Below are 13246 nucleotides of genomic sequence, written 5' to 3' on the forward strand. Positions count from 1 at the left end.
TTAATCGCTCTATAAATTCGTTTTAATTCCAAGAAATTTAAACATACAGATGAAATACACCACATTACCCCATACCAATATTAAAGTAAGCAAACTCTGTTTAGGAACCATGACATGGGGAAATCAAAACACCCAGGAAGAAGGGTTTGCACAAATGGATTTAGCCACAGAAAAAGGCATCAATTTTTTTGATTGTGCCGAATTATATCCTGTTCCTGCCACAGCAGAAACCTATTCCAGAACAGAACAAATTATTGGAAATTGGTTTAAAAAGACCGGAAATAGGGATAAGGTTGTTTTAGCTACCAAAATTGCTGGCCCTGGAGATTACACAGCTCATATAAGAACCAACGGATTTCGTCCAAATGCATTAAAAGATGCTGTAAACAAGAGCTTAAAAAGGTTACAAACAGATTATATAGATTTATACCAACTACATTGGCCCGAAAGGCAGACCAATACTTTTGGCATTAGGGATTACAAACATAATCCAGAAGACTCATGGACAGATAATTTCAATGACATATTACATACCTTAGACGGCATCATTAAAGAAGGGAAAATTCGTCATATTGGGATTTCCAATGAAAAAGCTTGGGGAACCATGAGGTATTTAGAAGAATCCAAAACCAATAATTTGCCAAGAATGATAACCATACAAAATGCATATTCATTGTTGAATCGGGTTTTTGAAGGTGATATGGCAGAAATCTCACTCAGGGAAAACATTGGTCTTTTAGCGTATTCACCTATGGCGTTTGGCGTGTTGTCTGGAAAATATATTCAAGGCACTGCATCAGATAATTCCAGATTAAAACTATTTCCTAGATTTTCAAGATATAGTTCAGAAAAATCCACAGAAGCCACTAAAAAATATCTTAAAATTGCTCAAGAACACAACCTTTCCCTAGCACAAATGGCATTGGCTTTTGTAAGTCAGCAACCTTTTGTTACCAGCAATATAATTGGCGCAACTAGTCTAAAACAATTAAAAGAAAACATTGGAAGTATAGATATTTCTTTAAATAAAGACATCTTAAACTCCATTGAAGAAATACACGCTGAAATACCAAATCCTGCTCCATAATTTATTAATGAAGTTAAACTGCAAATTCCATGTTAAATTAACTCAATTCACCGAATAAAAAGGCAGTTCGTCTATTAAGTATATGTTAATTGACTTGTGACTAAGATTTTTTATAATTTAGGTTTTTAGAATCTACCGGATTACAACCAGTTTTCTTGTAATTCTATAAAGGACATCTTGCTTAAGCTATTACTAATTAAGAGCTTATATTAAATAACTAACCTATTAATTAAAAATGAAAAAAATTACATCTTTACTATGCATTAGTATTGCTTTTTTAACTTCATTTTCAGTTTTTTCTCAATTTTCATTCCCTATTGATGCAGGACCATATGCTGTTGCAAGTGGTACACCTGTGACGGTTAATGTTAATGATGCAGGAAATACTGGAGGAGTAACTGCTGGGCTTTACGACAGTTTTACAATTACAGCTGACTGGATAAGCACAAACAATGCTTGGTCAAGCGAAGCCGATTTAACTGTGATCACCTCTGCTGGTTCTGTACTTATAGACCCAGCAACTGCAGGAGGAGGTAGTAGTGGTAACAGTACAACACTAACTTTTGAAGGCTCCTTCACCAGTGTTTATGACCCTTCTGTAGATGGGCTTCTAGACATTGTTATGAACCAGTCCTATGGTGGTTCATCTGCAGATTGGTCCAACATTGAAGTGACATTACATTTACAACCAACTTGTCCTGTACCAACCAATATCATGGTTGACATGGCAACTAATGTCTCAGCAACTTTAAGCTGGAATCCTGGAGGTGCTGAAACCTTATGGAATATTGAAGTGGTGCCTGCTGGAACAGCTCCAACGGGTACACCTACAGAAACAGGCGTATCCAATCCTCATACTGTTTCAGGCCTCACTCAAGCTACAGATTATGATTTTTACATACAAGCAGATTGTGGAGCTACAGACGGCGTTAGCACATGGGTAGGACCTATTGCTTTTACAACAGCTTGTGATATTTTTTCTGCTCCATTTGTTGAAACATTTGCAGCAACCAGCACCCCAAATTGTTGGACAGAAACTGGTGATGAAGCCTGGTTATATAACACAAACGGTGATTACGACGCAGGTAATGCTGGAGACAACACTTTTGGAGGAGGCACAAACTATGCATGGATAGATGGTTCGGGAACTGGTAATACCATAAGTACCTTAACATCTCCATTAGTAGACGTATCAACTTTGGCATCCCCAGCCTTATTCTTTTCAGTATTTAGTGAAAATAGTGACGATAATACTTATAATACCATTACTGCTGAGTTTAATGACGGTACAGCTTGGTACAATGTTTACACCCTACAAGGTGCCTCAGGAGGTTGGAGCAATATCGTTATAGACTTATCTACTTATAGTATTTCTGGCGCTGTTCAAGTAAGGTTTACCATAAATACAAACAGTACAGGGTCTGCATTTTACAACGATATCCTATTAGACGATGTTGGTTTTGATGAAGCTCCTACCTGTTATACTCCAATTAGTCCAGCTGTTACAGTACTTTCTGCTACCACTGCGCAATTAAGCTGGACAGCTGCTGGCTCTGAAACACTTTGGAACATTGAGATTGTACCTGCAGGTACAACTCCTACTGGAACACCTACTGAAACAGGAGTTTCTAACCCTCATATTGCAAGTGGTTTAACTGCTGTAACAGATTATCAATATTATGTTCAAGCAGATTGTGGAACTAATGGTGTAAGTGCTTGGGCTGGACCTATATCTTTTACAACTTTATGTGATGTTTATGTGCCAGATTATTTAGAAGACTTTACAGTTATTCCAGCTGATTGCTGGGATGAAGCAGATGCTGGTGACCCAACTTCTGGTCCACAGAACTTAGGTGCTGGATCATGGGTTGCAGATGGTTACCTTAATAATGGCACTACAGGCGCTTATAAAATTAATTTATATGCTGCAAGCAAAAGTGATTGGATATTATCTCCTCAAATTGATTTAACGGGAGTTCCTTTTCAAGTAGAATTTGATTTTGCAGTGTTAAATTGGAACAGCACAACTGTTGCAGGTTCCTTAGGTAGTGATGATCAAGTGCAATTTTTAATATCTACAGATAATGGTGTAACATGGACCGCAATGGTAACATGGGATAACTCGTCTGTATTTACTGCTACTGGAAGTCATTATGTATTTGACCTAACTGCATATAGTGGTAGTGTTGTTCAGTTTGCAGTTTGGGCTACAGAAGGAACTGTTGATGATTCACAAGATATTGATGTGTTTTTTGACAATTTATGGGTAAGATCAATCCCAACATGTCCTGAACCATCTCAGCTCAGTGCTACAAACGAAACACCAAACTCTGCTGAATTAAGCTGGATTCAATCTGGTTCTACTGCACTTTGGAACATAGAGGTTGTACCAGCAGGCACGACCCCTACCGGAACACCAACAGAATCTGGCGTTTCAAATCCGCATACAGTTTCTGGTTTAACGGCAGCAACAGATTATGATTTTTATGTACAAGCTGATTGTGGTAATAACGGTACAAGTATTTGGTCTGGACCTTTTACATTTACTACAGCTTGTGATATTTTTGTTGCTCCTTTTGTAGAGCCTTTTGACGATTCAAGTACACCAAATTGCTGGACAGAATCTGGAGATGAAGATTGGATATACAGTACTGGTGCCGATTATGATGCCGCAGATGCAGGAGATAATACTGTAGGTGGAGGAACTAATTATGCTTGGATTGATGGCTCTGGCACAGCTAATACAGTAAGCACACTCACCACACCATTGATTGACGTATCACCACTTAACTCACCAGCATTATTCTTCTCTATTTTTAGTGAAAATAGTGACGATGGCTCCTACAATACCATTGAAGTTGAATTTAATGATGGAGCTGCTTGGAGTAACGTATATACCTTACAAGGTTCTTCTGGTGGTTGGAACGATCTGGTTATAGACTTATCAACCTATAACATAACTGGACCAGTTCAGGCTAGATTTACTATTAGCACCAATAGTCCTGGCACAGTGTATTATAATGATATTCTGGTTGATGACGTAGGATTTAAAGAAGCTCCTACTTGTTTTAAACCAATTAACTTAAATGCTACTGTATTATCTTACACTTCTGTTGAATTAAGCTGGACAGCTAGTGGCCCTGAAACTTCATGGAATATTGAATATGGTCCAGCAGGATTTGCATTGGGAACTGGTACTACAGTAACAGGAGTGACAAACCCTCACCAAATATCAGGCTTAACTGCTAATACCAATTACGATTTTTATGTTCAAGCAGATTGTGGTGCAACAGATGGACTTAGTGAATGGGCTGGAGCTGGATCTTTCTTTACAGGATATTGCGAATCAGTTCCTACAAGTAACGATGGTAACGGTGTTGGAAATGTACAAATTGTAACTACTGATTTCCCTAGCTTTGGAGATGTTACTTATGAAGACCATACAGCTACACCTGTAACGGCATTTGCTGGTATACTAACTAACGTTCAGATTACTTTTTTGACCGGAATCACTTACAATACAAACATTTGGATAGATTTAAATGATAACTTCATTTTTGAACCTTCAGAACTTGTTTATTCTGGTGAATCAGCAAATGGCAACCCATCAACACTTAACGCATCGTTTACAATGCCTGCATCTGCTCCAATTGGCCAACATATTATGAGAATAGGAACAGCTGATTTTGGACAATCCACTCCAGACCCTTGCTATTCTGGATCATGGGGTGTTACTTTGGATTTCACATTAGATATTCAACAATTAACATGTACCCTACCTGAAGCAACATTTACAATGACTGAAGATTGTGACAACTCTCAAGTATTTGTAGAAGTTGATGTAACAAGTGTTGGAGATGCAACCACTTTACTAATATCAAATAATGTTGACCCTAACCTTAATCAGCAAATTAGTAGTGTAGGTACTTATAACATTGGACCTTTTGCATTAGATCAAAATATTACATTAAGTTTAATAAATGAGCAAAACACCGATTGTACGATTATTAGTCCAACTTTCACATCGTCTTGCCCAACTTTCTGTCTAGATGCACTACCTATATGCGCTGGATTAACATATCCAAGTGTAGTTGGAGATCAAGAAGCACCAGATTATCTGGATTATGGATGTTTATTTACACAACCTGATCCGCAATGGAACACTATTTTATTCGATCTTCCAGGAGATTACCAGTTTTCTCTAGATCAAGTAGACACTAATGGTAACCCAATTGATATTGACTTCATTGTTTGGGGACCATTCAATAGCCAAGATGGCGCTTGTTTCCAATTATTACCAGAAAATGAAGCAGATTGTAGTTATTCTCCAACAGCATCAGAAACTGTGACCCTAAATAACGTTCAGGCAGGCGACATTTTTATTATTTTAATTACAAATTACTCGCAACTGGCAGGAACATACACTTTTAGCCAAGATAGTGGGCCAACTGGTGGTACTAACTGTGAGGTTGTTTGTGATGTTGTAATAGAAGAAGTTGGTGGAATAGATGTCACTGCTCCTGATACTATAGATTTTTGTGGAGAAACTAATGTTACCATCATTGCAGACTCACCATATGCAGATGAATATGACTGGTACATGAATGGATTCTACCAAACTACCACTTCCGTTCCTTCGTTTCAAGCAACGGAGTCTGGTCAATATTTCGTGGTAGCTCGTGGTGATGTCTGTGATGGTGACTCACAATCTGAAGTCATAACCATTAATCTATTTAATGATACAGGATTTGCTGTACAACCTAATGATATGGTCGTGTGTGATGATGACGGATTTGCTGAATTCGACTTAGAATCTCAAACCGCAATTATCCTTAACGGAGAATTGAGCACAGATTACTCGGTAACTTATTATGCATCACAAGCTGAAGCTGACGCTGGAGATACATCAACAGCTCTTAGTTCTCCATATACAAATGTCACAAACCCACAAATAATATACGTAAGGGTTGAAGATATTGATGCAGTTGGACTAGGAACAACATGTTATAGCACTTTCCAATTTATGATTTCTGCAGATTTAAATGATGATCCGTCATTTACATTAACAGCAACCTGTACAGGGGCTATAGCCTATATAGAAGGAGATACTGGAGGAACATTTACTTTCAATGCTACAGATGGTGCCGTCATTGATCCTGTTACAGGTGAGATTACCAATGGTGTTCCTGGAACAGAATATACAGTAGAATATACAACTGCTGGAATTTGTCCTATGACACTGGCACAAACAGTTACAGTTCCTGATGAAGAGGATGCCACTTTTACAGCAACATCTACTTGTGATGGAGCGACTATAAAAATTGTTTCTGAAGTGTATGGCGATGCAGATGGTACTTTTGCATTGAACCCTATACCAACAGATGGAGCTACCATTGATGCAGTAACTGGAGAGGTTACAAATGTTACTTCTGGTACAACATACACTATTGAATATACTACATCTGGTCCTTGTCCAGTAAGCAGTATAGAGACAGTTACTACAGATCCTTGCGTCATTCAACAAGTTATTACCCCTAATAAAGACGGTAAAAACGACACATTTGACTTATCTGGCTATCAAGTTAGTAGCCTAGAAATCTTTAATAGAAATGGTATTAAGGTTTACAGTAAATCTAATTATTCTAACGAATTTGAAGGAATATCTGATAATGGAGATGAATTACCAACTGGAACGTATTTCTATGTCATGAAATACGAAGGCAATGAAGTAAAATCAGCTTGGTTATATATTAATAGAGAAAAGTAAACTAACACAACCAAATTTTAATAATGAAAAAAATATATATCATTCTCGTATTCTTGTTTGCATTACAAATGCAGGCACAACAAGACCCTCAATACACACAGTATATGTATAATATGAACGTTGTAAACCCAGCTTATGCTGGGTCCTACGACGGAGTAGCCATTGGGCTTTTATACAGAAGCCAATGGGTTGGTTTAGACGGCTCACCAAACACAGGCACTTTTAACGTGAGTGCACCTGTAGGTAAAAGAGTTGGTATTGGACTATCATTTATTACAGACGAAATAGGCCCTGTAAAAGAGAACAACGTTTATGCTGATTTCTCGTATACCTTGCCTTTGGGTGGTGAGCATAAATTAGCCTTTGGTATTAAAGCTGGTGCTACTTTCCACGATATTGGATTAACTGGATTGGATGTTATTGACGCAGACGACCCATTTTTACAAAGCGATGTTAACGAAGTAACCCCTAATATTGGTGCTGGTGTCTATTTATACCAACCTAACAAGTACTACGTATCTGTTTCCATGCCCAACATGTTAAACTCGGTACATTTAGATGCCAATGGTTATAAAATTGGTTCAGAAACGCAACACCTCTTTGCAGCTGCAGGTTATGTGTTCAGTTTGTCTGAAAATTTTAAATTAAAACCACATACTATGTTCAAAATGGCTTTTGATGCGCCTGTTAGTTTTGACATCAATGCCAATGTGTTTATGTACGATTTAGTTGAGGTAGGTGTTGGATATCGTTTAGAAGACTCTTTTAGTGCCATGGTAAATTTCTTAATTACACCTAACCTAAGAGTTGGTTATGCTTACGATAGTGTTGTTTCAGACTTAGATATAGCTACTTCTGCATCACATGAGGTTTTTATCAATTTCGATATTCCTCTGTTAAAGAAAGTTTCACGTTCACCTCGTTATTTCTAATTACTTAAGCTAAACATTATGAAAAAATTAAACATATTTTTTACACTTATATTAATGAGTAGTTTAAGTTTAACTGCTCAAAACAAAGACACACAAAATGCCGATAAGCATTTTAATAAATTTGAATTTGTAGAGGCCATTGAAGCTTACAACAAACTGGTTGAAGATGGCAAAGGAGATGCTTATGTTTATGCCCAATTGGCTGAAGCCAATTATAACATCTTCAGTACCCAAGAAGCTGAACGCTGGTATGCAAAAGCATTGGAATCTGATCAAGATCCAGAAATGATGTACAAATACTCGCAAATGCTAAAAGCAAATGGAAAATATGATGAATCCAATAAATGGATGAAGAAATTTGCTGATGCTAAACCTAAAGACGACAGAGCCAAAGCTTTTAAAGCAAATCCAGATTATATTCCAGGGATTTTGGAAGGAGAAAAACTATATGATATCAAATCTCTTGAGTTCAATTCAGAATATACAGATTTTGGAGGAACTGTTAAAGATGGAAATCTTTATTTCTCTTCAGCCAGAAATCAATCCAGAAGAGATTATGGATGGAACGAAGAGCCTTTCTTAGACATTTATCGTGTAGCTGTTGGTGGCGATGCTGAAGGTATAGAAGCTCAAGCTGTATCTGGTATTAACACCAGATACCATGAAGGCTTGGTTTCTTTTAGTCCAGATGGAAATACCATGTACTTTTCAAGGGAAAGTTTTGCTGAAGGAGATTTTGAAAAAAATAAAGAAGCAAAAACCAAAAAAAGTTTGCTATATTTATTTAAAGCCACAAAAGATGGAGAGTCTTGGGTAAATGTGCAACCATTATCCATAAACAACAAAGAATATTCTGTTAAAAACCCTTCTGTAAGCAAAGATGGAAAAACCTTATATTTTGCATCTGATATGCCTGGAGGTTTTGGATTGTTTGACATCTACAAAGTAGCCATTAACGACAATGGTACTTTGGGTCAACCTGAAAACTTAGGAAATAAAATAAATACAGAAGGACAAGAAATGTTCCCTTTTATTAGCGATAAAGGTATTCTATATTTCTCATCCAATGGACATTTAGGCTTAGGAGGTTTAGATGTGTTCCATACAACGGAATCTGGAAACGTAGTAAACGCTGGAGTACCTGTAAACAGTAACTCAGACGATTTAGCATTTACCATTAATGAAGAAACTGGCGAAGGTTATGTGTCTTCAAACCGTCCAGGAGGAAAAGGCAGCGATGATATTTATGGTCTTAAACGTATTGAACCATGTATCGTAAATGTTGTAACTACTGTTGTAGACAATAAAACAAACAATCCTTTGGCTGGAGTTGCCGTGACCATTAAAGATGCCAATGGTCGTGTAGTAGCTACTGAAACATCCAATGAAGATGGACAGGTTAATTACAAGGTTTCTTGCGATAAAACCTTGGAGATTTCAGGCGTTTTAAAAGACTATCTGGCAAACTCGGTAACTTACTCCGGAAGCAAAGAGAAACAAGCTTTAGTGCAGCTTAATTTAGATCCGATTGAGGTGATAATAGTTAAAGACAAAGTGGTTTTAAATCCAATCTACTTTGAATTTGACAAATCCAACATAACGGAACAAGGAGCTTTTGAATTGGATAAATTGGTGGCTGTTATGTCCAAATACCCAGACATGGTAATTATAGCAGAATCCCATACAGATAGCAGAGGTCCAGCAAGCTACAACGAAAGGCTTTCTGACAGACGTGCAAAATCTACCGTTCAATACGTAATTTCAAAAGGTATTGATGCCAGCAGAATATCTGGTATAGGTAAAGGTGAAAAAGAGCCAAAAATAGATTGTGGTTCTGGATGTACCGAAGAACAATATCAAACAAACAGACGTTCTGAGTTTATTATTGTTAGTGGTGGTCCTTCTCAAAATTAGACAACTATTTAAATTAATAGCCTATAAAAAAAGCCTTGCTAAACTAATAGCAAGGCTTTTTTAATTATTTAATTTGATTACCATTTTTATCAAAAAAATGATATTCTAAGTATGTGTAAGCATCTCTTGGTAAAACTTTAACCCATTTTTTATGTTCAAAAAACCATTTTGAACGAATAGATGGAAAGCCTTTTGTTAAAAAGGCTGCTATAAAAGGATGTGTGTTTAAGGTTATCTTTTTATAGTCTTTTTTAAATAATTGCTCCAAATCGTGAGTAATTTTCTGGATCAATACAATTGGTGCTTCAACTTCTTCGCCATTAGAACCATTTGGGTTATCCTCTCTGGTTTTAATGTTCATTTCAGGTCTTACACGCTGTCTTGTTATTTGTATTAACCCAAACTTACTTGGAGGCAAAATTTTGTGTTTAGCTCTATCGTGCTTCATTTCATCTCGTAAATGATTGAAGAGCTTTTTTCTGTTTTCAGCTTTGGTCATATCAATAAAGTCCACCACAATGATCCCTCCCATATCCCGAAGGCTTAATTGTCTGGCAATTTCTGTAGCCGCAATTAAATTTACTTCTAAGGCAGTATCTTCTTGAGATTTCTCTTTATTCGATCTATTACCACTGTTTACATCTATAACATGTAAAGCTTCTGTGTGTTCAATAATAACATAGGCACCTTTGGCCATGGAAACAGTTTTTCCGAAAGAGGTTTTTATTTGTCTTTCAATACCAAACTTTTCAAAAATTGGAACATTAGATTGATACAACTTAACTATTGATTCTTTTTTTGGTGCAATTTCATGCACATAATCTTTAATTTGTATATAAAGCTCTTCATCATCAACATGTATGCTTGTAAAGGTGTCATTAAAAATATCGCGCAAAATGGACGATGCTTTATTTAACTCTCCTAATACTTTACTTGGATGATGGGCTTTATGTAGCTTTTTACACATTGCGGTCCAACGACCTAACAAATTTTGTAAATCTTTATCTAGTTCGGCTACTTTTTTGCCTTCTGCTACAGTTCGTACAATAATACCAAAGCCTTGTGGCGTTATGCTCTTTACAAGACGTTTCAATCGGTCTTTTTCTGCCTTGTTCTCTATTTTCTGTGAAATAGAAATTCTGTCGGAAAAAGGCACCAAAACAATATATCTTCCGGCAATAGAAAGCTCTGAGCTTATTCTAGGGCCTTTGGTTGATATAGGTTCCTTGGCAATTTGCACTAATATAGACTGATTTGATTTTAAGACGTCGTTAATTTTACCGTCTTTATCAATATCTTTTTCAAATGGGAATTTGTTAAGATTAAAATCTTTTAGTTTACCTGTGCTTACACTTTTTGTGAATTTTAAAAGTGAAGGGAGTTTTGGTCCTAAATCATGATAATGTAAAAAGGCATCCTTTTCGTAGCCTACATTTACAAAAGCAGCATTTAGCCCAGGAACAGCTTTTCTTACTTTGGCTATAAACACATCACCAACAGAAAAGTTGTTACTTCCTTCATCCTTATGTAATTCAATTAGTTTTCCATCTTTTAATAAGGCAAAATCAACATGTTCTGAACCAGATCGAATAATTAATTCTTTATCCATTTTGTTAATTTTTATCCATACGCTTTGCTTAAAAGCATTGGTTAATAGTTGCCATTTCATAAAATAACAACTGCCAACCATGTACTTAAAAACAAATTATACAGATGGATGATACAATATTTTATATCTAAAACGTATAATTACAATTCTAGATATCATGATACAATTTACGCTTGGGACGATCCCAAACAATAAATTGTAACATGTCACAGGATTTAAAAATCCGTGGAGTTTATTTTTTGTGCAAGGTTATGCACAATTTAAATAAAACTCATTTCAAAGAACGTTTGTGTTGTAAAACCAAAAAAGTAGTTATCTAACTACTTTTTCGACTTATTTTTTCTTTTTGTGACGATTAGCGCGTCTTCTTTTCTTACGCTTATGCGTTGCAACCTTGTGTCTTTTTCTTTTTTTACCACTTGGCATAAGTTATGCTTTTTAAAAAATTAATATTATAGGTCTTATTTAACCTCTACGTTTGTTTTTACTCCTTCTACAAATACTTTTGCAGGTTTAAATGCTGGGATGTTATGAGCAGGAATTTTAATAGTTGTGTTTTTTGATATATTTCTTCCAGTTTTTTCAGCTCTAGTTTTAACAATAAAACTACCAAAACCTCTTAAATACACATTATCTCCACTCTCTAAAGAAGTTTTTACTTCTTCCATAAATGTTTCAACAGTTGCTTGAACATCGCCTTTTTCAATTCCTAATTTTTCAGAAATTTTCGTTACTAAATCAGCTTTAGTCATTTTTAATCTATTTAAGTTACTATTAATTATTTAAAGGGATGCAAATATAGGAATTTAAAATTCAATATTTCAAACCTAATTCATTAAAATTTAAGATTATAAACCTTTATTTTTGTTGCCAATATACATTTTTAATGACAATTACAAAAACTTTAACATCTTGGTACTCAATTCATAAACGCGATTTACCTTGGCGAAACACCACTAATCCATATTATATTTGGCTCTCTGAAATTATTTTGCAGCAAACACAAATCAAGCAAGGACTCCCTTATTATGAAGCATTTGTAAATAATTATCCTACTGTTTTTCAACTTGCTAAGGCTAAAGAAAGTCAGGTTTTAAAATTATGGCAAGGTCTGGGTTATTATTCCAGGGCTAGAAACCTTCATGCAACTGCAAAATATGTGGCATATGAACTTCATGGAGAATTTCCAAAAAACTATAAAGGGCTTTTAAAACTAAAAGGTGTTGGTGATTATACGGCAAGCGCCATTGCTTCCATTTGCTTTAATGAAAATACCGCAGTGCTGGATGGCAATGTGTATCGGTTTTTATCTAGATATTTTGGCATAAACACACCTATAAACACAACCAATGGGTTTAAAACTTTTAAAGCATTGGCTCAAGAAATTCTTGACAAAAACAATCCAGCAGAACACAATCAAGCCATTATGGACTTTGGTTCCAGGCAGTGCATGCCAACAAATCCAGATTGTACAGTATGTCCTTTTAAAGAGTCTTGTGTGGCATACAACAAATCGTTGGTGGCAGCATTACCTGTAAAACTAAAAGCCAAAAAGCCTGTGAAAAAATATTTCAATTTTTTGGTATTTATATCAAGTTCTGGCCAAACCATTTTGGAAAAAAGAGAAGAAAAAGGCATCTGGAAAAATCTATACCAATTCCCTTTAATTGAAACCGAAAAAGCAACCCATTTAAACGATTTTAAATCAAAATTAAAAACGTATCCTTTGCTCAATGGCGAAAATTATGAGCTAATATTATTTAATGACACAGATATTGTACATAAATTATCCCATCAACATTTACACACTAAATTCTGGATTGTTAATTTAAATAAGCTACCAACTTCTGGGATTCCCATTAAAAACCTAAGAGATTATGCCGTTCCTGTTTTAATTGAGAAATTTATTGACGATTTTAATTTTTAACACTTTAACA

7 protein-coding genes are annotated in these 13246 nt (G+C 35.8%); 5 read left to right on the forward strand and 2 right to left on the reverse strand.

Annotated features, from left to right (window positions below):
* Positions 1–49: 49 nt before the first annotated feature.
* The 4 genes from D778_RS00805 to D778_RS00820 all read left to right on the forward strand — a co-directional run bounded on the left by D778_RS00805 (position 50) and on the right by D778_RS00820 (position 9700).
* Positions 50–1087 (forward strand): aldo/keto reductase, encoded by a 1038-nt coding sequence (locus D778_RS00805; protein WP_007646757.1) that lies wholly within the window; start codon positions 50–52, stop codon positions 1085–1087.
* Positions 1088–1322: 235 nt separating this feature from the next.
* Positions 1323–6854, forward strand: a complete 5532-nt coding sequence (locus D778_RS14065; RefSeq protein WP_007646759.1) for a fibronectin type III domain-containing protein — start codon at positions 1323–1325, stop codon at positions 6852–6854.
* 23 nt (positions 6855–6877) lie between these two features.
* A complete protein-coding gene (locus D778_RS00815) occupies positions 6878–7786 on the forward strand; it encodes a PorP/SprF family type IX secretion system membrane protein (RefSeq protein ID WP_007646760.1) in 909 nt (302 codons plus the stop codon).
* Positions 7787–7804: 18 nt separating this feature from the next.
* On the forward strand, positions 7805–9700 hold the full coding sequence (locus tag D778_RS00820) for an OmpA family protein (RefSeq protein ID WP_007646762.1): 1896 nt from the start codon (positions 7805–7807) through the stop codon (positions 9698–9700).
* A gap of 64 nt (positions 9701–9764) precedes the next feature.
* Here the strand turns inward: D778_RS00820 and D778_RS00825 are convergent, their stop codons facing one another.
* Both D778_RS00825 and D778_RS00830 read right to left on the reverse strand, forming a co-directional pair.
* Positions 9765–11309, reverse strand: coding sequence for an Rne/Rng family ribonuclease (locus D778_RS00825; protein WP_007646764.1), 1545 nt, complete (start codon positions 11307–11309; stop codon positions 9765–9767).
* A gap of 461 nt (positions 11310–11770) precedes the next feature.
* Complete coding sequence (locus D778_RS00830; RefSeq protein WP_007646769.1) at positions 11771–12061, reverse strand: HU family DNA-binding protein; 291 nt, start codon at positions 12059–12061, stop codon at positions 11771–11773.
* A gap of 134 nt (positions 12062–12195) precedes the next feature.
* On the opposite strand from D778_RS00830, the gene mutY reads away from it, so the two are divergent.
* Positions 12196–13236 carry an A/G-specific adenine glycosylase gene (gene mutY, locus D778_RS00835; RefSeq protein ID WP_007646770.1) on the forward strand — a complete coding sequence of 347 codons (1041 nt, stop codon included), beginning with the start codon at positions 12196–12198 and terminating at the stop codon, positions 13234–13236.
* Positions 13237–13246: the final 10 nt, after the last annotated feature.

Origin of the sequence: Xanthomarina gelatinilytica (genome assembly GCF_000348685.1) — a bacterium.
Classification (GTDB): Bacteria; Bacteroidota; Bacteroidia; order Flavobacteriales; family Flavobacteriaceae; genus Xanthomarina; species Xanthomarina gelatinilytica.

Excerpts from the sequence above, each read along its gene's own strand:
- D778_RS00805 (WP_007646757.1), top strand. The coding sequence starts at position 50 with ATGAAATACACCACATTACCCCATACCAATATTAAAGTAAGCAAACTC.
- D778_RS14065 (WP_007646759.1), top strand. The coding sequence starts at position 1,323 with ATGAAAAAAATTACATCTTTACTATGCATTAGTATTGCTTTTTTAACT.
- D778_RS00815 (WP_007646760.1), top strand. The coding sequence starts at position 6,878 with ATGAAAAAAATATATATCATTCTCGTATTCTTGTTTGCATTACAAATG.
- D778_RS00820 (WP_007646762.1), top strand. The coding sequence starts at position 7,805 with ATGAAAAAATTAAACATATTTTTTACACTTATATTAATGAGTAGTTTA.
- D778_RS00825 (WP_007646764.1), bottom strand. The coding sequence starts at position 11,309 with ATGGATAAAGAATTAATTATTCGATCTGGTTCAGAACATGTTGATTTT.
- D778_RS00830 (WP_007646769.1), bottom strand. The coding sequence starts at position 12,061 with ATGACTAAAGCTGATTTAGTAACGAAAATTTCTGAAAAATTAGGAATT.
- mutY (WP_007646770.1), top strand. The coding sequence starts at position 12,196 with ATGACAATTACAAAAACTTTAACATCTTGGTACTCAATTCATAAACGC.